Raw genomic sequence first — 25,454 nt, forward strand, 5'->3', positions numbered from 1 at the left:
AACTCTATTTATTCGTCAAATAACAAGTTTTATCTTAATCAAATCTTGGTATCTGAATTTCTACCAAGATTAGCAGCAACGGATTTATGGAGCCCTTTTATGGCAAACCACGATAAAAAACGCGGCAAGAAGCTGGTATTAAACGCTTGTACGCTTGCGATCGGAGCGGCATCAGCGACCGCTTATTCGGCAGAACAGCCTAACATTCTCGTTATCTTTGGTGACGATGTCGGTTACTGGAACTTGAGTGCATACAACGGTGGCATGCTGGCTTACAGCACACCAAATATTGACAGCATTGCAAGAGACGGTGCTAAGTTTACGAACTTCTACGCTCAGCAAAGCTCAACCGCAGGTCGCTCTGCGTTCATCACGGGACAAATGCCAAAACGTACCGGCTTGTCTAAGGTTGGTTTGCCAGGAGCGAAAGAAGGGATTTCTGAGAAAGATCCAACTATTGCGACACTGCTACGTGACCTTGGTTACGCAACGGGCCAATTTGGTAAAAACCACCTTGGCGACCGCGATGAACACTTGCCGACCAACCACGGTTTCGATGAGTTCTTTGGCAACCTTTACCACTTAAATGCGGAAGAAGAGCCGGAGAACGTAGACTACCCACAAGATCCTGAATTTAAGAAAAAGTTCGGCCCTCGTGGTGTGATCCACTCTTATGCGGATGGCAACATTGAAGACACGGGTCCATTGACGCGCAAACGCATGGAAACGGTTGATGACGAGTTCCTAGATGAAGCTGAGAAGTTTATCGAGAAACAAGTCAAAGCCGACAAGCCATTCTTTACGTGGTTTAACACCACGCGCATGCACAACTTCACGCACGTTCCTGATGAATACAAAGGCAAAACTGGCGCTGGCTTCTACGCCGATGGTGTGAAGCAACATGACGATCAGATTGGTCACTTGCTCAATAAGGTTAAAGAGCTTGGTGTCGACGACAACACCATCATTATTTACACCACAGATAATGGTCCAATGATCAACTTATGGCCGGACGCAGGTATGACGCCATTCCGCAGCGAGAAAAACACGGGCTGGGAAGGCGGTTTCCGCGTTCCTGCATTGATCAAATGGCCAGGTCATATCCAAGCTGGCACAACACTTAATGGCATTGTGTCTCTGGAAGATTTCCTACCAACCTTAGTAGCTGCGGCGGGCAATAGTAACGTCAAAGAGGAGCTACTCAAGGGCAAGAAAGTGGGCGATATGAATTACAACGTCCACTTAGATGGCTACAATCAGCTGCCATATCTAACGGGGAAAACGGACAAGTCTGCTCGTAACGAGTTTGTCTACTGGAGCGACGACGGAGATTTGTTGGCTCTGCGCTACGGTAAGTACAAATATCACTTCATGATCCAAGAAAATGAAACGGGCTTGGATATCTGGAAGAAACCATTCACCAAACTCCGCGTACCACAAATTTATGATTTGAGTATCGACCCATTTGAGCGTGGCGATACTGGTATGGGTTACGACCGTTGGATGTACGAACGTTCGTTTTTGATGATGCCTGCCATCGAGAAAGTGAAAGAGGTCATGGATACTTTCAAAGAGTACCCGCCGCGTATGGCTCCGGGTTCGTTTGTTCCGAAATAACGTTTTGTCCATAGGTCGATAGACCCTAGTTATTGTCCTTAAATACAGCGCCCAACTTGGGCGCTGACTTTCTTCTGCTTTCGAGATCGTTCTTTATGAAAAAACAAACTCACATTCATACCACTCAAATGGCATTAACTCCTCTCAAAACGGCATTTGCATCTAATAGTGATAAAGTCGAACGACGTTTTCACGTGATGGCGAAACCGGGCGGAGCAAAATGCAACATCGATTGTCAGTACTGTTTTTATCTGCACAAAGATGAATTACTCAATCAAGGCACTCAACCAAAAATGGATGATGCAACACTTGAGGCATTCATAAAGAGCTATATCGAAAGCCAAGACGGTGACGAGATTGTGTTTTCTTGGCAGGGTGGTGAGCCAACATTATTAGGTTTGGATTACTTTAAGAAGATTGTCGAACTGCAGAACAAATACGCTAAACACGGCGTTCGTATCGAAAACGACCTTCAAACCAATGGTCTTTTATTGAACGAGGCTTGGTGTCAGTTTCTGCATGACCATGGGTTTCTGGTTGGTCTATCGATAGATGGTCCTGAGTTTATCCACGATAAATACCGTAAAACCCGAAGTGGAAAGCCGACCTTTCAACGCGTCATGCAAGCCGTTGATTTGATGAAGCGTCATAATGTGTCATTCAACGCTTTGGTGACAGTAAACCGCTTTAACGCCAAATATCCGCTCGAAGTGTATCGCTTTCTTACTCAAGAACTCCGTGTCACTTATATCCAATTCACACCTTGTGTTGAACCTCGATCTTTCACTCAAACCGCTCCCCATTTCTGGAAAGAAAACATGTCTCCAAAACTTGGCAGCGAATTAGCAAAGCCGGGGCATTTGATGTCGGTCGTTACGGATTGGTCGGTCGATGCAGAAGAGTGGGGCGAGTTTCTGATTGCTGTATTTGAAGAATGGGTGAACAACGATCTTGGCAGAGTCTTGGTCAACCTGTTCGAAACCGCTGTTGCGCAAGTAATGGGGATGCCTTCGCAGTTGTGTGTTAGTGCAGAGTTCTGCGGCAAAGGCCTAGCGATTGAACACAATGGAGATGTGTTTAGCTGTGATCACTACGTTTATCCGGAATACCAATTGGCTAACATTCATGACCGATCTCTGAATGAAATTGCTATCTCAACTCGTCAATACAGCTTTGGCATGGCGAAAAAGTCATCTTTGCCGCAATACTGCATTGATTGCCCGTATTTGAAGTATTGCTGGGGAGAATGCCCAAAAAATCGGCTACTTACCGCGCCGAATGGTGAGGCTGGTCTAAACTATTTGTGTCCGGGAATTAAAATGTTTTTTGACCATTCGCTGCCAATTCTGGTTGGCATATCAAGGTTAATAAAGTCTTACAACTCAGGTGAATATAGCGAATATAACCTTTAGTTATTACTTTCAGTCTTATACTCAACTTTTAACGCTCAGGCTCCCGTAAACTCAATAGGTAGACTATGAACCACGCACAACAAGCCATTAATGAATTAATCGAACAAACTGAAAAAAGCGTCATTGGACAAAGCCATGTGGTTCAGGCTTTGGTGATAGGGTTGCTGACCAATGGTCACGTACTTTTAGAGGGCTTACCGGGGACGGCAAAAACCCGTTCGGTGAAGTCGCTTGCGAACCTTCTTAACACCAGCTTTGGTCGTATTCAGTTTACCCCCGACTTATTACCTTCAGACGTGACGGGTACCGAAGTGTACCAAGAGTTGGATGGTAAGCCTCAACTCCATTTCCAACCGGGACCAATCTTCAATAGCATTGTGTTGGCGGATGAGGTAAACCGTGCGCCAGCAAAAGTACAAGCTGCATTGCTAGAAGCGATGGCAGAAGGTACGATTACGGTGGGTGATAAGACCCACGTCTTGCCTGAGTTGTTCATGGTGCTTGCAACACAAAACCCAGTGGAACAAGAGGGTACTTACCCATTGCCAGAAGCGCAGATGGACCGCTTTATTATGAAAGTGACTGTCGACTATCCAGAAGATGAAGCAGAGCGTGACATTATTCGCTTAGTGCGCAGCGAAGAGCTAGGTTCAGAAACCAGTAGCGAATTAGTGACGCCACAACACATTGAACCAGAGCTCGTTATTGAAGCGCGACGCCAATTACCAAACATTACTGTTTCAGATTTAGTCGAACACTACATCGTGGCGCTTGTGATGGCGACACGTAAACCAGAGCGTTACGCCGATTCCCAACTACAAAAATGGATCGAAATCGGCTCAAGTCCTCGCGCTTCAATTGCCTTAGACAAATGTGCGCGCGCTTATGCGTGGCTACAAGGGCGTGACCATGTAACGCCTGATGACGTGCGTGCAATGGTGCCATCGGTGCTGGGACATCGCTTCTCACTTTCTTACGATGCACTTGCCGATGGTGTTGATCATCAACGTGTGGTGCAAGAGTTACTTGATTGTGTAGAAATCGGATAAGCGGGAGGGACTATGGCAAAGCCAACGCTTGCTCCTCAATCCCAAGGGCTCGACCCGCGCTTGTATTGCGATTACTCACGATTGGTGCGTTTACAAGCGCAAGCCGAATCCTTCAGTTTACTGCCTCACTTAAAAGCGGGCAGTGTGCTTTCTGGCCGTCATAACTCATTATTTCGCGGACGTGGTTTGAACTTTGAAGAACTTCGTCACTACCAACTAGGGGACGACATCCGAAACCTAGATTGGAAAGTCACCATGCGCACAGGCAAGCCTCATGTGCGCAGTTACACCGAAGAAAAAGACCGCAATGTGATTGTTTGCGTAGACCAGCGCAGTGCGATGTTTTTCGCCTCGACCGAGGTCATGAAATCAGTGGTCGCTGCTGAAGTCGCGGCTATGTGTGGTTGGCGAGTCTTGAAAGATGGTGACCGAGTCGGATTTGTTATCGCCTCAGACTCCGCTCTATATCACAGCAAGGCCCAGCGTTCCCAGAACGATTTGCTCGCTCAATTGAAACGACTCTCTCAAGCCAACCAGCGCTTAAATGTGGACTCGTTAGATTCAGACAAAGTGACGTTCAGTAAATGGATTGAGCTCATCAAACGGATGAAGCTAAAACAATCCACGCTGATTTTCATCAGTGATTGGCGCGATTGCGAAGAGCACCACCTAGATCACCTTAAGCAGCTTCAACAGCACAACGATGTTCTCGCGGTGATGGTAAGCGATCCTTTAGAGCAGTCGCTTCCGCAAGATTTGGCGAAAGTGAAATGGGTGATTGGTGATGGTCGTTACCAACTCAATTTAGACAGTAAAGCCAAAGTCGATGCAGCCAGCGCCAGTTTGGTTGAGAAAGCCCAGTTACAACGTCAATCACTGGCACAACTCATGGCAATCAAAAAGCTGCCTCATATCGAAATCGATACAACAGGTGACCACATTACTCAATTCCAAAAACTCGTTGGAGGCCGATAAATGACAGACTTACACACGCCTCCAAGCACGTATATTCTGCGTGAGCTGCATGACGTCGCGGTGCCAGAAAGCGTCAGCTGGGTACCACAAACCATTGGTTGGAAGATCCTTGCCATTGTCGGTGCGATTGTACTCATGTATGTCGGCTACCGACTGGCACACCATTGGTGGGATAACCGTTACCGTAAAGAAGCCATTGAAGCGATTTCTCGTTTAACACCAGATGACGCCAGCATGCCGAAAGCGCTGTTCTCGATTCTGAAAATCGTCTTGATTCATCTTGATAGCTCTCATGCTCGCTTGTTTGATACTGCGTTCCTGCGCAAGTTAGATGAGCTTAATCCTAAGCATAAAATGTTTGATGATGAAGTCTCGAAGCGATGGCTGCAAAGTATCGTTGACCCAAGTGTTGAACTGGAAAAAACAGAGCGTTTGCAACTTCTTGAACGCGTAACTGAGTGGGTGAAAGAGCACGATGAGAACGCTCACAACATTGAAAAGCGCACGCTTGCCTACAAAGCGCGTGCATTAAAAGGAGGTCGCCATGGGTGATCTTCTTGCTTCATGGCTGGGCATGAGCAGTTTTGAATTTGAGCATCCGCTTTGGTTCATCATCTTGCCACTGCCTTTGGTGGTGTATTTCCTTGTCCCAGCTTACCGCACCAAACAAATGGCCATCAAAGTGCCTTTCTTTAGCCAGCTTGTGGACGCCATTGGTGAAACGCCGTCAGAAGGCGCAAGCCAACTCACTCCGAGCTGGTGGCAGCGCGCAACGCTCATCATCTCTTGGCTTTTGGTCGTGACCGCAATGGCAAAGCCGACAGTACTTGGCGAGCCACAGGTGCGTGAAAGCTTAGGCCGAGATGTTATGGTCGTCGTCGATTTGTCTGGCTCAATGGCAGAGCAAGACTTCACGTCCAAAACTGGTGAAAAGATCTCTCGTCTCGATGCAGCCAAAGAAGTGTTGAGTGACTTTGCCAAAACGCGCAAAGGCGACCGCTTAGGTTTGATCTTGTTCGGCGATGCGGCATTTGTGCAAACCCCGTTCACGCCCGATCAAAAAGTGTGGCTAGAGTTGCTTAACCAAACGGATGTGGCGATGGCTGGGCAAAGCACTCACTTAGGTGATGCAATTGGTTTGGCGATTAAGGTGTTTGAGCAAAGCGAAAAGTCGCGTACCGACGTAGAAGAGAGCAAAGAGAAAGTCGCCATTGTTCTAACGGATGGTAATGACACGGGAAGCTTCGTTGAGCCGATTGATGCGGCGAAAGTCGCGAAAGCCAAAGATGTACGTATCCACGTGATTGCCATGGGTGATCCACAAACCGTGGGTGAAACTGCACTAGATATGAATACGATCAAACGTATTGCCAAAGAGTCCGGTGGTGAGGCGTTTGAAGCGCTCAACCGTGACGAACTTGCTAAAGCCTATGATGAGATTGGTAAGTTAGAGCCCCAGCTTTATGAAAGTACCACTTACCGTCCTAAGCAAAGTTTGCATCATTACTTAATGGCTTTGGTGGTTGCGATGTATTTAACCGCGTTCTCGTTAGCGACATTTAAGCGTCGTCGACTATCAGTGAACAGTGAAGCTTCTACACAAACAGACAACGTAGAAGGAGAGCGCCATGTTTGATTCTCCTTTCTCTAGTATGGGGCTGGAACAGTTTTTCACACAGTTTCATTTCATTCGTCCAATGTGGCTATTGGCGTTCATCCCAATGTTTCTTTTGCTTTGGTTAAGATGGCGAGAAGAATCCAAACCAAGCTGGAAAGACATTCTTCCTGAGCATTTACGTAAAGCCTTAACGATTGGCGACTATGGTTGGCGAAAACAACTGCCACTTAAGCTGCTTATGGTGATAGTGGCGATTGCCATCATCATCTGTGCGGGACCTTCTTGGGAGCGCCAAGCTTCACCGTTTGGCGAAGATAAAGCCTCCATGCTGGTGGTGTTGGATAACAACGATTCAATGTTGCAAAAAGACCTTCCGCCAAGCCGTTTGGAACGTTCTAAGCAAAAGATCCGTGACCTCTTGGCCGCACGGAAAGGTGGCAGCACTGGGTTGGTTGTGTATGCGGGTTCTGCTCATGTCGCAATGCCTGTGACGCAGGACAGCAAAGTATTCGAACCGTTTCTAGCGGCGATAACACCAGAAATCATGCCAGTGGAAGGTAAACTTGCTGAAACGGCGTTGCCTTTGATTGACCAACAATTACAAGGCCAACCGGGTTCTACGGTTTTGTTGGTTACGGATGGCGTCAATCCTGCAACCATTACCGCTTACAAAAACTACTTTGCAGACAAGCCTTATCAATTGCTTATCTTGGCTGCGGGTAACTCGGACATTGTTTCTAACAACCCAGTCGATTTGGACTCGTTAAACAATCTTGCCAGTGCGACAGGTGGACGCCTTGTTGAAGTGACGGTAGATAACAGCGACATAGAGAAGCTGAATCGCTTTGTTGAGCGAAACATGCAACTCAATGGCGAATCATCAATGCCTTGGAAAGACATGGGCTATCAACTGTTGTTCCCAATTGCTCTCATTATGATGCTTTGGTTCCGCAAAGGCTGGCTAGTGCAATGGTGTGTGGTGGCGATGGTATCAACGTCTTTGTTTATAGCGCCAAAAGCCATGGCGGAAACGGTATCGCTCAAAGCGGATAAGCCTGAAGTGGTGCAAGAGGTAACCGTCTGGGATAAAGCGTCTCAATGGTGGTGGGATTTATGGCTCACCCCAAATCAACAAGGGCAACGTTTGTTCAACAAAAACGAATACCTTGAGGCAGCAAAGCACTTTACGGATCCGCTGCGTAAAGGGACAGCTTATTACTACGCAGGCGAATACAAACTGGCTCATACCGCTTTCTTGGAGATGCAAAACGATCCATCAGATGCAGTAAAAGACTATGGCTTGTACAACGCTGCGAGTGCGTTGGCGCGTCAACGTGAATACTTGGCCGCGCGTAATTTGTTGCAAACACTGGTAGACAAAGACACCTTGAGTGAGCAATTGCGACCAGACGTTGAGCACAACCTAAAAGTCATTGGTGGCATTGTCGAAGAGATTAACCGCACCAGTGAAAGCCAAGCGGGGACAACAGATGGACCCGAAGAGTCGTTTGAGCTGGGTGACAACCCGCAAACGGCAGATGGGGCAGACGAAAAAACCGCGGCTGAATTAATGCTGAAAGAGAAACTCAATGCGAACGAAATCCTTGGCAGCCAAGAACTGGCGGATAAGTGGTTAAAACGCGTAGAGGCCGATCCTAAGTACTTCTTGCGCGCTAAATTCCAAATTCAACTGCGTGAGCCCGTGAAAACGCAGCCACAACAAGAAGAGGAGCAAGCACAATGATGAATGCATTCAAACTTGGCGCTGACTCCGTGGTTGGGCGTTTAAGCACTATCTTGATGATGTTTACCTTGTTTTTTACTGGCTTGGCGAACGCACAAGACATTCAAGACTTGCAGCGCAGCGATAATGTTGAATTGTTAGCATGGGTTGGTAAGCAGGGAGCAGGGGTAGATACGAAAGAAGCGCCTAAGTTCAGTGTGAATGAGCAGGTGATCTTGTACATCGAAGTCGCAACGCCTCGTTGGTTCACCGGTGGTACACGCATTGGCAGCGTAGAAATCCCTAACGTGATTGCAAAGCAGCGTAACCAATTAGCAACCAACTATACCGAGCGTAAAGGGGGGCAAACGTGGTCTCGTCAGCGTTGGGAAATAACCCTGTATCCGCAAGCCTCGGGACAATTTGTAATTCCACCGGTCGCCGTTGGTGTGCAAGTCTCTGCGCCTGATGGTTCGAAGGTCGCTGGCACGCTTTATACGCAGCCAATTAAGTTTGAAGCGTCTATGCCTTCTGGATTGCTCAGTGATGAGTCTGAATGGTTTACTGCGACTAAGGTGAGTGTGGATCAGAAATGGACAACGTCTAACGATGAGCTGAAAGTCGGTGATGCAATCACTCGCACCATAACGATCAATGCACAAGACAGTTTGTCAGTGTTGCTTCCAGACTTGTTATCCAATGATTCTACTGCCAGCTATCAAGCGTATCCTCAACCAAACCGCTTAGACGATAAGCAGACACGTGGCGATTACCAATCGAGTCGAATAGAAGAAAGCGTGTATGTGATTCAACAAGGCGGTGAGTTCACCTTGCCGGAACACAAGTTCCAATGGTGGAATAGCAAGAGTAAAGAGCTGGAAACGGTGGTGATTGAGGGTAAGACCTTCAACGCCAAACATACATTCAAATCCTTTGTTAGAGCTTATTCTGGCTGGTTGATTGGCTGCGCAGTGACGCTATTTGTTCTCGTTATCGCCGCCTTGAGCATTCACCGTTATTATCGTTCTCGTCCTACGCCGCCATGGTTAGTGTTCAGACGAATGGTGAAAGCGAATCGATGGGGCGCTGCTCGAGCAAGCTTGTATAAGCAGCTGAGAAGCAACACGGGTGGTCTTGAAATGAGTAAGGCCAGTAACACTGACGTTTGGCAGAAGCGTTCACAGCGCCTACAAGAGGGGCAGGAGGATGCAAGCTTGATGAATGCGCTTTGGAAAGGGATACAAGCGCTGAAGCCAAAACGCCTCAAGTGGGCGATACCAAAGGCTTTGCCGCAAATCGATAAGCAGACAAGTAATAAGAAATAAAAACGAAAAAGGACGCTTATTCAGCGTCCTTTTTTTGTTCTTTTTAATCGCAATAAGTAAATGGGATGTCTATTTTAACGTGCTACAAATGACGTGAAGAAATAATATATTTCAAATATATTTAATTCTTATCTTTTAAGATTCTATTTAAAAGATATTTCATTGCGATATTAAACAGGTTTATTAATTGGTTATATATTTACAACTGCTATATTTGAAAATATATACCCTAAAATCACTTTTATTCCTTTCTGATGGAGTGTCACTTCCATGTGACAAGCTTTTCGTCTTAACCCTGATAAAGACGGCTTAATCAATGTATATTTCATTTTTGGTTTGTTCAAATAAAATAACACTTCAAAAATGGAATGATAATTTGCAAGTTTTTCGATTTAGATTATTAAAATTATCGGTGTATATTTCTGGGGAAACGGAAATACGGAGTGATTCCGTTTTGATTTTTAAATATGTGAATAATAATTATCAGATTAAATTTAATTCTGTGTATTAAATTTATCTTAATATAATTCGTCGTCACTAGGCAGCTTTATTTTGTGAAGTTTAATTATCAGAAGTTTAATTCGAAATTATTTTAAAGGGTGATTTATGGAAGCTAATATTCACGACGATCCAATATTGGTGGCAGGCAAGAGGATTCTGATTGCTCAAGCAACTTTGGGTCTGGTATTCATCGCGTATGAGTACATGCGAAGCGGCTCTCTCAGTGCTGAGTCAGCGATTACTGGGGTGCTTATCGCGATTCTTCCATCTCTGTTCGGCATGGTATTCGCGTCCATTAAATCTAGGGTGAAACCAGAAGAGAGTTTGCGTGACCTCATGCATCTGAGTCGAAATATCAAAGTCATTTACACCATTGTGATGTTTGTTTTGACGTTTCGATTTATGGCTCTTCGCAACATCGTGGTCCTGATAGGCTTTTGTGTGACGATGTTTGGTCACTTCTTAACGCCGCTGTTCAGAGACCGCTTCGAAAGGAAGGCATAAATGGAGACTGTCCAGTCCGCTCATGAATATATTGAGCACCACCTGACCTTTCTCACCGCCGGCGACGGTTGGTTTGGAATTAACCTTGATTCCATGATCATGGTCTGGCTGACGGGGCTCGTTTTCATTCTTTCATTCCGTTATGCGGTGACGAAAGGAACGAAAGGAGTACCAGGACGATTCCAGTGTTTGATCGAGATAATATTTGAGTTCGTCGATGACATCGTAAAAGAAATATTTCAAGCCAAGGACAAGTTAATTGGTCCTTTAGCACTAACAATATTTGTTTGGGTGTTATTAATGAATGCCGTGGATTTGTTACCGATTGATTTAATTCCTGCACTTACTCGTGCTGTAGGCGTTGAACACTTCCGTGACTTACCATCCGCTGACGTCAATATTACGATGTCGATGGCATTAGGCGTATTTATTTTGGTGTTGGGTTATACGTTTAAAAACAAAGGCGTGAAAGGTTTTATTAAAGAGTTAACTACTCAACCATTTTCACATCCGCTGTTATATCCAGTGAACTTAGTTCTTGAATTGGTAACGTTAATTTCTAAACCAATATCTTTAGGCCTTCGATTGTTTGGCAATATGTATGCAGGTGAAATGATCTTCATTCTAATTGCATTAATGCCGTGGTGGATGCAATGGGCACTAAGTGTTCCTTGGGCACTGTTCCACATTCTTATTGTTGTTCTTCAAGCATTTATTTTTATGGTACTGACCGTGGTTTATCTCGGCATGGCTGTTGAAGAGCATTAATTTCAAAAATCTTGTTTCTTAATTAAAAAATTCAATTCTAGGAGTTGTTATGGATATCGTTAGCGCAGTTCTTTACGTGGCGGGTGCACTACTGATCGGTCTTGGTGCAGCGGGTGCCGCAGCAGGTATCGGTAACCTTGCAGGTAAATACCTTGAAGGTGTGGCTCGTCAACCTGATTTGACCCCAATGCTTCGTACTCAGTTCTTCATCATGATGGGTCTTGTGGACGCGGTGCCAATGATCGGTGTAGGTATCGGCTTGTACATCATCTTCGCTGTAGCGTAATTCGAATTAATAATTTTCATAACGTTATAGAAGAGAGGGTGCTATGAACTTAAATGCCTCAATGTTTGGTCAGGCGATCTCCTTCGTGATTTTCGTTTGGCTGTGCATGAAATATGTCTGGCCACCACTTGTAAAACTGCTTGATGAGCGTCGTGCTGAAATTGCCCAAGGTCTTGAGCAAACAGAAAAAGCAGCACAAGAGTTAGAACTGGCAAAAGCGAACGGTGAAGCGCTGCTGACAGAAGCTCGCTCAAAAGCTCAAGCTATCATCAACCAAGGTAAGCAACGTCAAGAACAGATGGTTGCGGAAGCGGTTGATCTGGCAAATCAAGAGAAAGCGCGCATTGTCGCAGAAGGCAAAGCAGAAGTGGAAAGCGAACGCAGCAAAGTTCGCCAAGAGCTGAAAGATGAAATGGCGGATCTGGTGATTGAAAGTGCCAGCAAGCTGATTAATCGCAATCTGGATAGCTCGGCTAACCGCGACTTGGTGAACCGCTTCATCAACGAAATGTAGGAGGGCACATGTCCGAATTGACAGTGGTAGCTCAACCCTACGCAAAAGCGGCGTTTGATTACGCACGCGACGCAGAATGCTTGGACGATTGGCAACAAATGTTTGCGATTACCCAAGTGGTCTTGGAACAACCTAACACGCTTCTGGTCTTGAATGACCTTGATGAAGACGGTTCTGAACAACCATTGTTGGATCTGATTCTTCATGCTGGTGGTGAATGGTTGAATCAAAACTTCGAGAATTTTCTTCGCATTATGGAAGAGAACAAACGCCTAAAAGCGCTCAGTGAAGTAAACGTTCAGTTCCAAGAGATGAAAGCGGATTACGAACGAACCATGACAGTAACAGTGCGTGTTTCAGAACCTCTGGATGAGGAACAGATGGCAAGGCTTAAACAAGCGTTAACCGAAAAATACGGTAAAGCCATCACACTAGAAACACAACTGGATCCATCCCTTGTAGGTGGTGTGGTGATTACAGCAGGGCAGACCGTGTATGACGGCAGTGTCCTCACCAACCTAAGCCGATTGGCGACCAACCTACATGTGTAACGGGGTATAGAAATGCAATTAAATTCAAATGAAATCAGTGAATTAATCAGAGAGCGAATTGTTAACTTCAACCTCGAAAGTGAAGCGAGAAATGAAGGTACTATCGTCTCTGTGAGTGACGGCATCATCACAATTCACGGTCTTGCAGATGTTATGCAAGGCGAGATGCTAGAACTGCCAGATAACCGCTTCGCGTTGGCACTGAACTTAGAGCGTCATTCCGTCGGTGCCGTTGTGATGGGTCCATATGCGGACTTGTCAGAAGGGATGAAAGTAAAAGGCACGGGTCGTATTCTTGAAGTGCCAGTCGGTAACGGTCTGCTAGGTCGTGTTGTGAACACGCTAGGTCAACCAATCGATGGTAAAGGTGCGGTGTCATTCGACCGTATGGACCCTGTTGAGGTGATTGCCCCTGGTGTTATCGACCGTAAGTCTGTCGACCAGCCAATCCAAACCGGTTACAAAGCGGTAGACTCCATGGTGCCAATCGGCCGTGGTCAACGTGAGTTGATCATCGGTGACCGTCAGACAGGTAAAACCGCGATGGCGATTGATGCCATCATCAACCAAAAAGAACTGGGCGTTAAATGTATTTACGTTGCAATTGGTCAAAAAGCATCGACCATTGCCAACGTGGTTCGCAAGCTAGAAGAACACGGCGCACTAGAAAACACCATCGTAGTGGTTGCGTCAGCATCAGAAGCCGCAGCGCTGCAATACCTAGCGCCATACGCAGGTTGTACCATGGGCGAATACTTCCGTGACCGTGGTGAAGATGCGCTGATTGTTTATGATGACCTATCAAAACAAGCGGTGGCTTACCGTCAAATCTCACTACTGCTAAAACGTCCACCAGGTCGTGAAGCCTTCCCGGGTGATGTTTTCTACCTCCACTCACGTCTTCTAGAGCGTGCAGCACGTGTTAACGAAGAATACGTTGAGCGATTCACTAACGGTGAAGTAAAAGGCAAGACAGGTTCTCTAACCGCACTGCCAATCATCGAAACCCAAGCGGGTGACGTATCGGCGTTCGTACCAACCAACGTAATCTCGATTACCGACGGTCAAATCTTCCTACAAACTCAGCTATTCAACTCAGGCTTACGTCCAGCGGTTGACCCAGGTATTTCGGTATCTCGTGTAGGTGGTGCAGCGCAAACCAAAGTGATCAAGAAACTGTCGGGTGGTATTCGTACTGCGTTGGCGCAATACCGTGAATTGGCAGCATTTGCTCAGTTCTCTTCTGACCTAGATGAAGCGACACGTCGTCAGCTTGACCACGGTGAGAAAGTAACGGAACTCATGAAGCAGAAACAGTACGCACCAATGACGGTTGCTGAGCAAGCACTGGCGATCTTTGCAGCAGAGAAGGGTTACCTCACTGATGTCGCGTTAAACCAAATCTCTCGTTTTGAAGAAGAGTTGATGGCATTTGGTCGTACAAACGCGCAGCCGCTACTGGACAAGATCAACCAATCCGGTGATTACAACGACGAGATCGAGAGTGAGCTACATAGCTTGCTGAAAGAGTTCACTGCGCTGCAATCGTAGGACCACTAACAGGAGTCCGTTATGGCAAATACCAAAGAGATTCGCACCAAAATTGCTAGCGTGAGTAGCACGCAAAAGATTACGAGTGCGATGCAAATGGTCGCCGCCAGCAAGATGCGCAAAGTGCAGGAGAACATGCAGGCGTCCCGTCCTTACGCAGAGAACATGCGTAAGGTTATCGGTCACGTCTCGTCCGGTACGCTGGAGTACAGTCATCCTTTCCTTCAAGAACGTGAAGTGAAGCGAGTGGCTTACATCATCATCTCATCCGATCGAGGTTTGTGTGGTGGCCTGAACAGTAACTTGTTCAAAAAAGTATTGGCAGAAATGCAGGACTGGCAAGAGAAGGGCGTTGAAGTAGATACGACGCTCATTGGTTCGAAAGCAATCCGCTTTTTCCAGTCCCTCGGGAAAGTAATGGCACAGACTTCTGGCCTTGGTGATGCACCAAAACTGGAAGATATGCTGGGTGCGGTTAATGCCATGATGGAGCATTACTCCGAAGGCAAAATCGACCGCTTGTTCCTTGTTTACAACCAATTTGTAAACACCATGGTGCAAAAACCAACGGTATTGCAAATGCTGCCGTTCCCGAAAGAAGACATTTCACGTGATAAAGAGGCTCGTTGGGATTACCTCTACGAGCAGTCTCCTCAAGACATTCTCAACCACCTGATTCAACGCTATGTGGAATCACTGGTTTATCAGGGTGTGGTTGAGAGTATCGCTTGTGAACAAGCCGCGCGGATGATGGCAATGTCTGCCGCGACTGATAACGCAGCGCAACTGATTGAAGACCTACAGCTGGTTTACAACAAAGCGCGTCAAGCGGCGATTACTCAAGAGTTGAGTGAAATTGTATCCGGCGCACAAGCGGTTTAGAGAGAGAATTTGAGGTTTAAATTATGAGTATTGGCAAAATCGTCAAAGTCATCGGTGCGGTGGTCGACGTCGAGTTCGAACAAGGCAAAGGCCCGAAAGTTTACGATGCACTGAAAATCAACGATGGCAGCGATGGCTCACTGATGCTGGAAGTTCAGCAACAGTTGGGCGGCGGTGTGGTTCGCTGTATCGCAATGGGTTCTTCGGATGGTCTGAAACGTGGCCTAGAAGTGGAATCTACTGGCAACCCAATCACGGTACCTGTGGGTGAAGAAACCCTAGGTCGTATCATGAACGTGCTGGGTCATCCAATCGATGAATGTGGTCCAATCGGTGAGCAAGTCTCTTACGAGATCCACCGTGATGCACCAAGCTACGAAGAGCAATCTAACAGCACTGCGCTATTAGAAACGGGCGTTAAAGTTATCGACTTGATTTGTCCGTTCGCGAAGGGCGGTAAGATCGGTTTGTTCGGTGGTGCGGGTGTAGGTAAGACGGTAAACATGATGGAGCTTATCAATAACATTGCTAAAGCTCACTCAGGTTTGTCGGTATTTACTGGTGTAGGTGAACGTACTCGTGAGGGTAACGACTTCTACTACGAAATGAAGGAAGCGGGCGTTCTCGACAAAGTAGCCATGGTTTACGGTCAGATGAACGAGCCACCGGGTAACCGTCTACGTGTTGCGCTAACAGGTTTGACCATCGCAGAACGTTTCCGTGATGAAGGTCGTGATGTACTGTTGTTCGTGGATAACATTTACCGTTACACATTGGCAGGTACTGAGGTATCGGCGTTGCTTGGTCGTATGCCATCTGCGGTAGGTTACCAACCAACACTGGCAGAAGAGATGGGTGTGCTTCAAGAACGTATCACGTCGACTAAGAATGGCTCTATCACGTCTATCCAAGCGGTTTACGTACCAGCGGATGACTTGACCGACCCATCGCCAGCAACTACGTTTGCGCACTTGGATGCGACTGTCGTTCTGTCTCGTAACATCGCAGCTTTGGGTCTGTACCCAGCGATTGACCCATTGGATTCGACATCACGTCAGCTTGATCCTCAAGTGGTTGGTCAAGAGCACTACGATGTGGCGCGTAAAGTTCAGCAAACGCTGCAACGTTACAAAGAGCTAAAAGATATCATTGCCATCCTAGGTATGGATGAACTGTCTGAAGAAGATAAGCGCTTGGTATCTCGTGCTCGTAAAGTTGAACGTTTCCTAACTCAGCCTTACCACGTAGCAGAAGTGTTTACGGGTCAACCGGGTGTATTCGTTCCGCTAAAAGACACCATTGCAGGCTTTAAAGCGCTGTTAGATGGTCAGTACGATGACATCCCAGAGCAGGCATTTATGTACTGCGGCAACATCGACGAAGTGCTTGAAAAAGCGAAAAAACTGTAAAGCGCGGGAGGCAATATGGCCATAGCGGTTTCACAAAATACGTTTCAGCTGAATGTGGTAAGTGCAGAGGGCACACTTTACTCAGGTCCAGCGCACGCTATCGCGGTAGCAGGTGCGGATGGTGAGTTAGGTATTCGTCCTGGTCACTCACCGCTGATCAGTAAAATCAAGCCGGGTGTTGCTCGTATTACCGGTGACTTGTCGAAGCCTGAAGAGATTCTGTATGTCTCTGGTGGTTTGGTCGAAGTCCAACCTGATGTGGTTACTGTGCTAGCGGATACTGCGCTTCATGGTAAAGACATCGACAAAGCAAGAGCGGAAGAAGCTCGCAGAGCGGCGGAAGAAAACATTCGCGCGCATGTGGACGACATCAGCTTTGCACAGGCACACATGGAGTTGAACAAAGCATTGGCGCAACTTCGTGCAGTAGAACTAACGATGAGAATTCGTTAGTCACTTTTTCGGAATGCGGTCTGAAGAGTGGTAATCAACGGGGCAACTTCGGTTCGCCCCGTTTTATTTTTTGTGAAAAACAGACAGGGATTGATTTGTTTGGAGAGGCCAAACGTAAGAGCTTTGCAAACACTTTTATATAGCGAGGAAAGCATGCTGGCGTTAGAATCCATCACCCAAATTTTGAATAACGAGTATCAGATCCAAATGAGCCAACAATTTATGCTTCGTGCGTTGGAAGTATCACGCAACGCGCTGCCTGCTTGTCAACCAAACCCACCTGTTGGTTGCGTGCTGGTCAAAGACGGTGAAATCGTGTCAGAGGGGCATACACAGGCGATTGGCGGCAATCATGCAGAAGTTGAAGCTCTCAAAGCTTACAGCGGCGATTTAAGTGACGTGACTGCGTACGTAACACTAGAGCCGTGTTCGTTTGTTGGACGTACACCTGCTTGCGCGAAAACCTTAGTGACTTGCGGTATCAAAAAAGTGGTGGTTGCCATGTTAGATCCTGACCCACGTAACGCTGGTCGTGGTATCGACATCCTGAAAGAAGGCGGCGTAGAAGTAGAAATTGGTTTGTGTGGAGAAGAGGTGAGTGCCTTTTTAACCCCTTACCTAGGAAAATCCTGAGCGATTTTCAGAATATTCTTCGTCAATGCAAGGTTAAAACTCGCGAAAACATGCATAGACGCTCAAATCCGGTGTTCTGAGTCGTTAACTATCATACTGTTAGCTAAAATAAGACCATGTCCTGTTTTATGTTTGCAAAATGAAGAGCACCGATTTAAACCTTATCCCAATTTTTGTGGCGATTTACGAAGAGCAGAACCTGTCTAAGGCCGCTGCTCGTCTTGATATCAGCCAACCTGCGGTGAGCAAAGCACTGGCTCGTCTGCGTGATATTTACGATGAACCACTTTTCCACAGAAGTACTTCTGGCGTCGAGCCAACTAGCTTTGCGATGGATATCTATCCCGCAATGGTTGCTGCGTTAAAAAACTTCACCTCAACACTTTCCGCTTCGAGCAGCTTCGATCCTAAAGTTTCTAACCGCATTTTTTCGATCGCCTGTGTATCTGTAGCGAGCTATGAGTTGATGCCGCAACTTATGCGTCAGATCCGTAAAAACGCGCCTAACGTAGGCTTAGAAGTACATCCTTTGTTTACTGAAGACTACGAGAGCGATCTGCGTTTACAGCGATATGATTTGATCATCGATATGCCACCACGTGGGCGGACGGTTCTTAAGATGGAGCCAGTATTTTCCGAACGTTTGATGGTAGTGTGCAGTGCAGATCATCCGCGAATCCATGACTCATGTTCTGTCGAGCAATTCTTAGCAGAAGAGCACGTTGTGGTTTCCCGCTGGCATGCACGAAAAAGCTTGATGAGCGAAGAGGATATCGAAGATCTGGCGAAACGTAATATCGTTTATCGTGCATCTGGTGCGATGGAGATGTTGCCAGTCATTGATGGAACGGAATACATTGGGATGTTACCGCTATCAACGATAAACCACTTTTCTAAAACCTATAACATCAAAGCGATATCGCTGCCTTTTACCGACAAAATACATGATTTATGTGCGATTTGGCACTCTAGTCGCAACAATGAAAGTGCGCATCAGTGGTTGAGGGCGCAGCTTAAACAAGCAGGTAAGACGATCGAATATTAAGTAGGGGACGACCATGACAGCAATACGTGCCATTCTAAACGGTAAGAAAGCCGGAACACCGGAGCTTCGCAGTGAGATCATGCGAATGCGAGAGCAAGGTGTGGATCTGCAAGTTCGGGTCACTTGGGAATCTGCGGATATGGAACGCTTAGTTATAGAAGCGGTCAATGAAGGCATTAAACGTATCGTTGTCGCGGGTGGTGATGGCACCGTCAATGAAGCCGTCACAGCACTCAACCAGGTAGACTCAAATGCTAGACCTGAGTTGGCCATCATCCCTATGGGGACTGCGAATGATTTCGCTACTGCGACGAAAATCCCCTCCACGATTCGGGAGTCCATAGAACTTGCCGTTAAAGGTGAGGCCGTTGCGGTAGATAGCGTTCAAGCCAACGACCGTTATTTTATGAACATTGCAGCAGCAGGTTTTGGCGCAGAAATTACTGCTGAGACGCCCGTAGAGCTGAAGAACTTTTTAGGTGGTGGCGCTTACACATTAACAGGACTAGTAAAAGCGCTAGGCTTTAAACCTTATGATGGCTCGTTGACGATAGAGCAGGGCAGCTATCAGGGAGAAATTCTCGTTGGCGCGTTTTGTAATAGTCGTTTAGCAGGTGGTGGACAAGAGCTTGCGCCAAACGCACTTATTGATGATGGTTTAATGGACATTACTTTGGTGCATCCATTCTTGCCCCATGAGCTACCTCAGGTGATTGATGAAATTCAAAACCCAACCGAAACAGGGCACTTCGTTAAGCATACTCAGGCAAGTTGGTTAGAGATTGATTTTCCTAAAATGCTACCACTGAATTTGGACGGTGAGCCATACCGTTCTAATAAGATTCGATTTGATGTCAAACCACAAAGCATTCGCTTGGTGCTTCCGTCACATTGTCCTTGCTTGAGTGTTCACTAGAAAAACGAAAAGCCACCGCTGACGGTGGCTTTTGCTTAATTGGAACAAGGGATAATCGCTAGTGCTTAAAGTTTCTGAATCGTATCGACTTCAATTTGAGTTTTAGTCCATTCCGAATCCACTTCACCACGGATAGCAACTTGATCTTTCGGTGACACGTCTTGCCCCATCCAGTCTTCGTTGTCGATCTCCACTTGGATTTCACCCGTGTTGTCTTTAAATAGGTAAGTCTCATTGCCCAACGCTTGCACAATGTTACCCGTTAACAACACATAGCTGTCATCAGCCGCTTTTTGTGCTTCTTTGACGGTATTGATTGCAGAGGTTTCAGGGCCGGTAAAGGCAGCCAATGCTGAGCCTGAAAGTAGGGCGAGCATTGACGCAAGAATCAGTTTTTTCATGCTAATGGCTTCCTAATTTAGAAATAGTAAGTAGAACCTACGTTGATTGATGCTGTGTTTGCGTAGCTATCAAGTTGGTACTTCGCGTTTGCACCGATGGTCAATTGAGGGAAGATTTTGTATTCTGCACCAACAGAGAACACGGCACCCAACTCGTTATTCTTTTCTGTGTTGTGGAAAAGTGTTTTGCTCATTTCCACATCGTCATTTGAAACCAGTTCGTGCTCTTCATACTTACCTGCTTTAGATTCGTATTGTGTGTAGCTCAGGCCTGCTTTTACTTTGGTGGTCCATTTGTCGTTTAATGCGTAGCTAAACACAGGAGCAAGAGTGATTTGTTTTGCCTTGATGGATGAATCCCATTCCATTTCACGGTGGTAGTCTTTACCATCAACGTTCTCGATGCCTAAGTTTTTTGAACGACTATCGTCCAGTTCAAATTGGCTGTAACCCAGTTCTACTGCCCAAGAGTCGTTGATCGAGTAGCCAACAAATCCACCAAAAATACCGTCTTCCTGTTCAGGGTTGAGATTCACACCGTCAGCTTCAAAAGATGTTTCAAAATCGTGGTCGGTGGTGCCGAATCCATACTCCAAACCCACATAAGGTGCGGCCGCTACCGAAAATGAGCTTGCTGCTAGAATCGTCAGGACTGTTCTTTTCATTTTATTTTTACCTCTTCGTTTTGATGGGAGGCATTGTGTATGAAGAGTCGTGAAGTGATCGTGAAGAAAAGACTAACGGTTGAAAATGAATAAAAAAACTCCCCAAGAAGGGGAGCTTTAAAGAAGTCGTCAGGGTGTTAGTAGACGGTGCACCATTCGTTTTTCATGTCGATAAGGTGCCAATTATCGCGTTGATTGGCTTCATCCATCGCTTTATCTAAGTGACCGACGCTGGATTTACGGTCGTATTTCCACTCACGCTCTTCATCGGTATGGTGAACGATCATCGCCATCGAGTTTGGCTGACTGGTTGCCCACTGCATCATCGCGTGGTCACCGTCTGAGTTACCAATTGCGAGAACGGGTTTCTTACCAATGATGTGTTGAATGTTCTCCACTTTCCCGGCTTTGTCATCAATCGTTAGGATTTCACCTAACTTAGTCACGGTTGGTTTACCGTCGTTGTAGTCGTACTTGTATTTTAGTGCGCTACCAATGATTTGCTCTGCAGGAATGCCGTAGACCTCTGGTGCCCAAACTCGCATGAAGTCCACGCCGCCACCAGATACTATGTATGTCTTAAAGCCGTGCTCTTGCAGGTAGGTCACCATTTCACGCATTGGTTTGTAAGTTAGCTCGGTATAAGCCTTACCAAAGCGTGGGTCTTTCGCGGCTTTCAGCCACTGTGCGACTTTCTCTTGGTATTCTTTAACCGTCATGCCACTGTGAGTGACTTTAACGATCTCAAGCAGCGCTTTTTCACCGCCCTTAAAGACGCCTTCGATGTCATCGTTCAATACTGATTTGAACGGCTCTTGCGTCTTCCACTCTGGGTGGTCTTTTGCCATGATTTTCACTTCGTCTAGCGCATAAGCCAGCTGGAAGTAGAAAGGCTTCTCTGACCATAACGTACCGTCGTTATCAAATACGGCAATGCGGTTTTGCTCAGGGATGAATGTCGATTTTGTTGTATCCAAAGATTGGTCAACGTAGTTCACGATGGCGGTCTTACTCGCTCCATCTTTCCAAGAAGGCAGCAAGCTTGGGTCGCAATCTAAAGCCATCGCTGAGAACGATAAACCAGATAAGACTGCAAGGGCACAGATGTGTTTCTTCATATTATTATTTACCTAAGTTTGAATGTATTGCTTGTATACATTTGAGGTTAAATGAGAACAACGTGGATCTAGCCTCTTTCCCTAACCATTTCCCTAACCAAGAGACGTGTTAATTGGTAAGAATGCGTAAAGGGGCAGTAACGTCGCTTCTCATGCGTAATCGTGCTTAATCAGCATCTTTAGCAAGGCGAAGTCCCATGTCCGACATAATTATAGACTGGCTAGCGAAGTCTCGACGGAAATTCTCTGATTCATCAGAATCATAGGCAAAGCTACCGCCTCGTACGGACTTATGTGCTAGGCCGGCTTTTTCATCTTTAGCGTTGTTTGGATTCTCGGTTGGGCCATAACGGTAGAAAGTATCGTCATACGCGTCGATCACGAACTCACCAACATTGCCTGTCATGTCATACAGACCAAGTTCATTAGGCTGCTTTTGACCAACGGGGTGAGCTTGGTTTTTGGAGTTGTCGGCATACCACGCCACATCAGCAATGTTGTTTGAACCTGCGTAAGTGAAACCTTGGCTCTTGTTACCACCTTTTGCGGCAAACTCCCATTCCGCTTCTGTCGGTAAGCGGTAGTTTTCACCGGTCAGCTCGTTCAATTTCTCGATGAAGTAATTCGCCTGCTGCCAGCTCAAGTTGTTAACTGGGATGTCTGCACCTTGGAAGTAACTCATTGAAGAACCCATGACAGATTCAAACAACTCTTGAGTGACCTCGAATTTGGAAATGTAGAAGCCGTCTACCTTTACTTCGCGTGCTGGGGTTTCTGCCTTCTTGGCGGAGTCGCTGTCCGATCCCATGACAAATGAACCGCCTTCAACCAACACCATGTCTTGATCAATGTTGAGCGCGATAGGGTGCGGTGATTGAGTCGCACAACCACTCATTAATACGCTGAATGATAGAATGGAAAGTGCGGTTAACGATTTGCTTTTAAATGATTTCATCAATAGTTTCTCGCCAAAAAAGTCACGATAAATATTAGCAATAAACGCTATGAAAAAAGGTTATAAACGGTATAACAAGCCTCTTGTATTAATGGGATTTATGATTAGGTCATCAAGGTGAGAATGGCACGCTTATGAGCGTTCTCAGCTGCATTTCATAACGAAAAAGGTGACGTATGCACATTACTCAAGGTCCTCAGTTCAACGGTAAAGCCTCTAAGCGTTTACATGTCATGGCGAAGCCTATCGGGGCGGCTTGTAACATTGATTGCACTTACTGTTATTACCTCAGCAAACAGGACTTACTTGAGTACAAAAAAGGCTGCACGCCTGTGATGGATGAAGAGACGTTAGAAACCTACATTCGTCAGTACATTGAAGGACAGAACACGCCGGAAATCATCTTCTCTTGGCAGGGTGGTGAACCAACGATGTTGGGCTTGGATTACTTTAAAAAGATTGTTGAGTTTCAATCTAAGTACAAGCCTGGAGGCGTGGTCATTTCAAACGACTTACAAACCAATGGTACCTTGCTCAACGACGATTGGTGTGCATTTCTAAAAGCAAATAACTTCTTGGTCGGTTTGAGTATCGACGGGCCGGAAATGATGCACAACGCTTACCGAACCAACCGCGCAGGTCGTGGCACGTTTAATCAAGTGATGAAGGCTGTTGAACTGCTGCACAAACACGAAGTGAAGTTCGCAACGCTGACTTGTGTGAACAATCTAACCAGTCGCAATCCTCTTGAGGTATACCGATTCCTGCGTGATGAAGTACGCTCACCGCAAATGCAGTTCATTCCCATCGTGGAACAAAAAACGTTCCGTACTACCGCACCTCAAACATGGCAGCCGCAAGAGCAACTGAAACAAGGCGACAAGCGTCTTATTCCTGGTCACAAAGACTCTGTAGTAGAGCCTTGGTGTGTGGCAGACGAGGCGTGGGGTAACTTCCTTATCGCGATTTTTGATGAGTGGATTCAACACGACATTGGCAAAGTGTTTGTGCAGTACTTTGAAGCGAGTGTAGAGACTTGGATGGGGCGCAAAAACCCACTTTGTACACTGGGCGAGATTTGTGGCAAAGGCTTGGCAATGGAACCAAACGGTGATGTTTTTGCTTGTGACCACTACGTTTATCCAGAATACAAGATTGGCAACATCCACCACGAAAAGTTAGACACCTTGGCGTATGGTCCTGAGCAGCAAAAGTTTGGCTTTGCTAAGACTCGCTCGCTAACCAAGCAGTGCCAACAGTGTGATTACCAATTCGCTTGCTACGGCGAGTGTCCGAAAAACCGTTTCATTCGCACCAAAGACGGTGAACCTGGGTTGAACTACCTGTGTGCAGGTTGGAAAAAGTTCTTCTCTCATGCTGATAAGGCAATGGCATACATTCTTCGTGCAACGGGTAACCCTGTGGCACATGGCAAATACAGTGATGCAGTGTTACGCCAACAAGCGGCGAAGCGTCCTGTATTCGAAACCAAATTTTAAGGGGATTGATATGACCTTCTCTAAAACGTTATTAGCCATCGCTCTAGGCGTCACTGTGAGTCAATCTGTTGCCGCACAGGATGAAACCTTGCTAGCACCAGACCAGGTTTCTTCTGCGAGCGTGACAAGCGCTGAGGAAACCCATTCAGCACAGATGTCGCCACAGCAAGTGGTTGCGAAGTGGTCTTATCAAGCTCAAGACGTGAAACAACCAGTAGAAAAGCGCATTGAAGCGTTGCATGAGTTGGCAAAATATCCAAGTCAAAACGCGCTGGTGGCAGTTGCACGCAGCCTTCAAGACCAAGACCCAGCGGTTCGTGAGGCCGCGATTGTGGGAGCAGAACCTTACACGATTGAACATCGCTGGCGCATGATTGAGCCACTGTTGAGTGATCCAGAGGCCATGGTCCGTATTACTGCTGCGACCAACTTAGTGCGTGACTTTTGCAACGTGAGCAGCGAGCAACAGCAAACGCTGGAAGCGCCGGTTGCTGAACTGATCAGCTACTTAGAGCACAAGAAAGATGACGGCTCCAAACTGCTGTTAGCGGATGTTTATCGTTGGCACCATGAATGGGATAAAGCGGATAAAATCTATCAAGCTTTGGTGACCAATCAGCCTGAAAATCCACAAATCTGGCTAAGCTTGGCCGACAACTACCGAGCGCAGCAACGCGATGCTGATGCGGTCAAGACGTTGGATTCTGCGATCAAACTTCATCCTGACAATGCGTCTTTGCACTATTCGAAAGCGCTGACACTGGTACGTTTGGATGAGAAGAAGAATGCAGCGACAGAAATCGAAAAAGCGGCCAACATGGCGAAAGATAACAGCTACTACTGGTATCTCAATGGCGTACTGCAAGAAGACTACAACCTAGACAAATCGGTGAAGTCTTTTGAGCAAGCGTATTTGATCTCTGGTGCGCCAGAGCAACTTTATGCGGTTTGCGACATCTATGTTCGTTACGACAACCCGAAAACAGATGAGTGCTTGGGCGAACTAGAGAAAGTCGCACCAAGCTACGTGATTGATCAATTGAAAGAGAAGAAAGGTCAGAAGAACGCCAAAGTAAGCAGCTAA

The 25,454-nt window shown here is 46.5% G+C and carries 26 protein-coding genes; 22 read left to right on the forward strand and 4 right to left on the reverse strand.

Annotated features, from left to right (window positions below):
• Positions 1 to 99 precede the first annotated feature (99 nt).
• From QTO06_RS14155 to yegS, 20 genes are all read left to right on the forward strand, one after another.
• Positions 100 to 1,617, forward strand: coding sequence for an arylsulfatase (locus QTO06_RS14155; RefSeq protein WP_331408593.1), 1,518 nt, complete (start codon positions 100 to 102; stop codon positions 1,615 to 1,617).
• A gap of 95 nt (positions 1,618 to 1,712) precedes the next feature.
• Positions 1,713 to 3,029: an anaerobic sulfatase maturase gene (locus QTO06_RS14160; protein WP_331408594.1), complete on the forward strand. Its 1,317-nt coding sequence runs from the start codon at positions 1,713 to 1,715 to the stop codon at positions 3,027 to 3,029.
• A 65-nt stretch (positions 3,030 to 3,094) separates the two neighbouring features.
• Complete coding sequence (locus QTO06_RS14165) at positions 3,095 to 4,078, forward strand: AAA family ATPase (RefSeq protein WP_331408595.1); 984 nt, start codon at positions 3,095 to 3,097, stop codon at positions 4,076 to 4,078.
• Positions 4,079 to 4,090: 12 nt separating this feature from the next.
• Entirely contained in the window at positions 4,091 to 5,053 is a 963-nt protein-coding gene (locus QTO06_RS14170; RefSeq protein ID WP_038896274.1) for a DUF58 domain-containing protein, read from the forward strand.
• On the forward strand, positions 5,054 to 5,605 hold the full coding sequence (locus QTO06_RS14175) for a DUF4381 domain-containing protein (protein ID WP_331408596.1): 552 nt from the start codon (positions 5,054 to 5,056) through the stop codon (positions 5,603 to 5,605). It abuts the gene before it with no gap.
• Positions 5,598 to 6,689 (forward strand): vWA domain-containing protein, encoded by a 1,092-nt coding sequence (locus tag QTO06_RS14180; protein ID WP_038897153.1) that lies wholly within the window; start codon positions 5,598 to 5,600, stop codon positions 6,687 to 6,689. Before QTO06_RS14175 ends, QTO06_RS14180 begins: the two co-directional genes overlap by 8 nt.
• Positions 6,682 to 8,415: a vWA domain-containing protein gene (locus QTO06_RS14185; protein ID WP_331408598.1), complete on the forward strand. Its 1,734-nt coding sequence runs from the start codon at positions 6,682 to 6,684 to the stop codon at positions 8,413 to 8,415. Before QTO06_RS14180 ends, QTO06_RS14185 begins: the two co-directional genes overlap by 8 nt.
• On the forward strand, positions 8,412 to 9,719 hold the full coding sequence (locus tag QTO06_RS14190; protein WP_331408599.1) for a BatD family protein: 1,308 nt from the start codon (positions 8,412 to 8,414) through the stop codon (positions 9,717 to 9,719). The genes QTO06_RS14185 and QTO06_RS14190 overlap by 4 nt, the downstream gene beginning before the upstream one ends.
• Before the next feature lie 606 nt (positions 9,720 to 10,325).
• Positions 10,326 to 10,724, forward strand: coding sequence for an ATP synthase subunit I (locus tag QTO06_RS14195; RefSeq protein ID WP_005431832.1), 399 nt, complete (start codon positions 10,326 to 10,328; stop codon positions 10,722 to 10,724).
• Complete coding sequence (atpB, locus tag QTO06_RS14200) at positions 10,725 to 11,492, forward strand: F0F1 ATP synthase subunit A (protein WP_005533315.1); 768 nt, start codon at positions 10,725 to 10,727, stop codon at positions 11,490 to 11,492.
• A 49-nt stretch (positions 11,493 to 11,541) separates the two neighbouring features.
• On the forward strand, positions 11,542 to 11,778 hold the full coding sequence (gene atpE / locus QTO06_RS14205) for a F0F1 ATP synthase subunit C (protein WP_004727739.1): 237 nt from the start codon (positions 11,542 to 11,544) through the stop codon (positions 11,776 to 11,778).
• 43 nt (positions 11,779 to 11,821) lie between these two features.
• Positions 11,822 to 12,292 (forward strand): F0F1 ATP synthase subunit B, encoded by a 471-nt coding sequence (locus tag QTO06_RS14210; protein WP_005431830.1) that lies wholly within the window; start codon positions 11,822 to 11,824, stop codon positions 12,290 to 12,292.
• 8 nt (positions 12,293 to 12,300) lie between these two features.
• Complete coding sequence (locus tag QTO06_RS14215; RefSeq protein ID WP_005431763.1) at positions 12,301 to 12,843, forward strand: F0F1 ATP synthase subunit delta; 543 nt, start codon at positions 12,301 to 12,303, stop codon at positions 12,841 to 12,843.
• 12 nt (positions 12,844 to 12,855) lie between these two features.
• Positions 12,856 to 14,394 (forward strand): F0F1 ATP synthase subunit alpha, encoded by a 1,539-nt coding sequence (gene atpA, locus QTO06_RS14220; protein ID WP_005437731.1) that lies wholly within the window; start codon positions 12,856 to 12,858, stop codon positions 14,392 to 14,394.
• A gap of 21 nt (positions 14,395 to 14,415) precedes the next feature.
• Positions 14,416 to 15,276 (forward strand): F0F1 ATP synthase subunit gamma, encoded by an 861-nt coding sequence (atpG, locus tag QTO06_RS14225; protein ID WP_331408601.1) that lies wholly within the window; start codon positions 14,416 to 14,418, stop codon positions 15,274 to 15,276.
• A gap of 23 nt (positions 15,277 to 15,299) precedes the next feature.
• Positions 15,300 to 16,685: a F0F1 ATP synthase subunit beta gene (gene atpD, locus QTO06_RS14230; RefSeq protein ID WP_005431749.1), complete on the forward strand. Its 1,386-nt coding sequence runs from the start codon at positions 15,300 to 15,302 to the stop codon at positions 16,683 to 16,685.
• A 15-nt stretch (positions 16,686 to 16,700) separates the two neighbouring features.
• The gene (locus QTO06_RS14235; RefSeq protein WP_005431788.1) at positions 16,701 to 17,138 is read left to right on the forward strand and encodes a F0F1 ATP synthase subunit epsilon; all 438 of its coding nucleotides are present in this window, start codon (positions 16,701 to 16,703) and stop codon (positions 17,136 to 17,138) included.
• 207 nt (positions 17,139 to 17,345) lie between these two features.
• Positions 17,346 to 17,771 carry a bifunctional diaminohydroxyphosphoribosylaminopyrimidine deaminase/5-amino-6-(5-phosphoribosylamino)uracil reductase RibD gene (locus QTO06_RS14240; RefSeq protein ID WP_027726810.1) on the forward strand — a complete coding sequence of 142 codons (426 nt, stop codon included), beginning with the start codon at positions 17,346 to 17,348 and terminating at the stop codon, positions 17,769 to 17,771.
• 139 nt (positions 17,772 to 17,910) lie between these two features.
• Positions 17,911 to 18,816, forward strand: coding sequence for a LysR family transcriptional regulator (locus tag QTO06_RS14245; RefSeq protein ID WP_050914164.1), 906 nt, complete (start codon positions 17,911 to 17,913; stop codon positions 18,814 to 18,816).
• Between the two features lie 13 nt (positions 18,817 to 18,829).
• Positions 18,830 to 19,732, forward strand: coding sequence for a lipid kinase YegS (yegS, locus tag QTO06_RS14250; protein ID WP_331408603.1), 903 nt, complete (start codon positions 18,830 to 18,832; stop codon positions 19,730 to 19,732).
• Between the two features lie 65 nt (positions 19,733 to 19,797).
• On the opposite strand, the gene QTO06_RS14255 is transcribed toward yegS, so the two are convergent.
• From QTO06_RS14255 to QTO06_RS14270, 4 genes are all read right to left on the reverse strand, one after another.
• A complete protein-coding gene (locus QTO06_RS14255) occupies positions 19,798 to 20,133 on the reverse strand; it encodes a YgiW/YdeI family stress tolerance OB fold protein (RefSeq protein ID WP_038892365.1) in 336 nt (111 codons plus the stop codon).
• A gap of 17 nt (positions 20,134 to 20,150) precedes the next feature.
• The gene (locus QTO06_RS14260) at positions 20,151 to 20,798 is read right to left on the reverse strand and encodes an AcfA family outer membrane beta-barrel protein (RefSeq protein WP_331408604.1); all 648 of its coding nucleotides are present in this window, start codon (positions 20,796 to 20,798) and stop codon (positions 20,151 to 20,153) included.
• A gap of 137 nt (positions 20,799 to 20,935) precedes the next feature.
• On the reverse strand, positions 20,936 to 21,916 hold the full coding sequence (locus tag QTO06_RS14265) for an HAD family hydrolase (protein ID WP_331408605.1): 981 nt from the start codon (positions 21,914 to 21,916) through the stop codon (positions 20,936 to 20,938).
• A gap of 166 nt (positions 21,917 to 22,082) precedes the next feature.
• Positions 22,083 to 22,871, reverse strand: a complete 789-nt coding sequence (locus tag QTO06_RS14270; protein WP_005437724.1) for a formylglycine-generating enzyme family protein — start codon at positions 22,869 to 22,871, stop codon at positions 22,083 to 22,085.
• Positions 22,872 to 23,047: 176 nt separating this feature from the next.
• On the opposite strand from QTO06_RS14270, the gene QTO06_RS14275 reads away from it, so the two are divergent.
• Both QTO06_RS14275 and QTO06_RS14280 read left to right on the forward strand, forming a co-directional pair.
• Complete coding sequence (locus tag QTO06_RS14275) at positions 23,048 to 24,370, forward strand: anaerobic sulfatase maturase (protein WP_331408607.1); 1,323 nt, start codon at positions 23,048 to 23,050, stop codon at positions 24,368 to 24,370.
• Positions 24,371 to 24,380: 10 nt separating this feature from the next.
• Entirely contained in the window at positions 24,381 to 25,454 is a 1,074-nt protein-coding gene (locus tag QTO06_RS14280) for a tetratricopeptide repeat protein (RefSeq protein WP_331408609.1), read from the forward strand.

It is taken from the genome of Vibrio sp. M260121, assembly GCF_036533715.1.
Lineage (GTDB): Bacteria > Pseudomonadota > Gammaproteobacteria > Enterobacterales > Vibrionaceae > Vibrio.

Excerpts from the sequence above, each read along its gene's own strand:
- QTO06_RS14185 (WP_331408598.1), top strand. The coding sequence starts at position 6,682 with ATGTTTGATTCTCCTTTCTCTAGTATGGGGCTGGAACAGTTTTTCACA.
- atpE (WP_004727739.1), top strand. The coding sequence starts at position 11,542 with ATGGATATCGTTAGCGCAGTTCTTTACGTGGCGGGTGCACTACTGATC.
- QTO06_RS14280 (WP_331408609.1), top strand. The coding sequence starts at position 24,381 with ATGACCTTCTCTAAAACGTTATTAGCCATCGCTCTAGGCGTCACTGTG.
- QTO06_RS14260 (WP_331408604.1), bottom strand. The coding sequence starts at position 20,798 with ATGAAAAGAACAGTCCTGACGATTCTAGCAGCAAGCTCATTTTCGGTA.
- QTO06_RS14180 (WP_038897153.1), top strand. The coding sequence starts at position 5,598 with ATGGGTGATCTTCTTGCTTCATGGCTGGGCATGAGCAGTTTTGAATTT.
- QTO06_RS14190 (WP_331408599.1), top strand. The coding sequence starts at position 8,412 with ATGATGAATGCATTCAAACTTGGCGCTGACTCCGTGGTTGGGCGTTTA.
- QTO06_RS14270 (WP_005437724.1), bottom strand. The coding sequence starts at position 22,871 with ATGAAATCATTTAAAAGCAAATCGTTAACCGCACTTTCCATTCTATCA.
- QTO06_RS14165 (WP_331408595.1), top strand. The coding sequence starts at position 3,095 with ATGAACCACGCACAACAAGCCATTAATGAATTAATCGAACAAACTGAA.
- QTO06_RS14265 (WP_331408605.1), bottom strand. The coding sequence starts at position 21,916 with ATGAAGAAACACATCTGTGCCCTTGCAGTCTTATCTGGTTTATCGTTC.
- QTO06_RS14255 (WP_038892365.1), bottom strand. The coding sequence starts at position 20,133 with ATGAAAAAACTGATTCTTGCGTCAATGCTCGCCCTACTTTCAGGCTCA.
- QTO06_RS14175 (WP_331408596.1), top strand. The coding sequence starts at position 5,054 with ATGACAGACTTACACACGCCTCCAAGCACGTATATTCTGCGTGAGCTG.
- yegS (WP_331408603.1), top strand. The coding sequence starts at position 18,830 with ATGACAGCAATACGTGCCATTCTAAACGGTAAGAAAGCCGGAACACCG.
- QTO06_RS14155 (WP_331408593.1), top strand. The coding sequence starts at position 100 with ATGGCAAACCACGATAAAAAACGCGGCAAGAAGCTGGTATTAAACGCT.
- QTO06_RS14195 (WP_005431832.1), top strand. The coding sequence starts at position 10,326 with ATGGAAGCTAATATTCACGACGATCCAATATTGGTGGCAGGCAAGAGG.
- atpB (WP_005533315.1), top strand. The coding sequence starts at position 10,725 with ATGGAGACTGTCCAGTCCGCTCATGAATATATTGAGCACCACCTGACC.
- QTO06_RS14275 (WP_331408607.1), top strand. The coding sequence starts at position 23,048 with ATGCACATTACTCAAGGTCCTCAGTTCAACGGTAAAGCCTCTAAGCGT.
- QTO06_RS14240 (WP_027726810.1), top strand. The coding sequence starts at position 17,346 with ATGAGCCAACAATTTATGCTTCGTGCGTTGGAAGTATCACGCAACGCG.
- atpD (WP_005431749.1), top strand. The coding sequence starts at position 15,300 with ATGAGTATTGGCAAAATCGTCAAAGTCATCGGTGCGGTGGTCGACGTC.
- QTO06_RS14210 (WP_005431830.1), top strand. The coding sequence starts at position 11,822 with ATGAACTTAAATGCCTCAATGTTTGGTCAGGCGATCTCCTTCGTGATT.
- QTO06_RS14215 (WP_005431763.1), top strand. The coding sequence starts at position 12,301 with ATGTCCGAATTGACAGTGGTAGCTCAACCCTACGCAAAAGCGGCGTTT.
- QTO06_RS14245 (WP_050914164.1), top strand. The coding sequence starts at position 17,911 with ATGAAGAGCACCGATTTAAACCTTATCCCAATTTTTGTGGCGATTTAC.
- atpG (WP_331408601.1), top strand. The coding sequence starts at position 14,416 with ATGGCAAATACCAAAGAGATTCGCACCAAAATTGCTAGCGTGAGTAGC.
- QTO06_RS14235 (WP_005431788.1), top strand. The coding sequence starts at position 16,701 with ATGGCCATAGCGGTTTCACAAAATACGTTTCAGCTGAATGTGGTAAGT.
- QTO06_RS14170 (WP_038896274.1), top strand. The coding sequence starts at position 4,091 with ATGGCAAAGCCAACGCTTGCTCCTCAATCCCAAGGGCTCGACCCGCGC.
- atpA (WP_005437731.1), top strand. The coding sequence starts at position 12,856 with ATGCAATTAAATTCAAATGAAATCAGTGAATTAATCAGAGAGCGAATT.
- QTO06_RS14160 (WP_331408594.1), top strand. The coding sequence starts at position 1,713 with ATGAAAAAACAAACTCACATTCATACCACTCAAATGGCATTAACTCCT.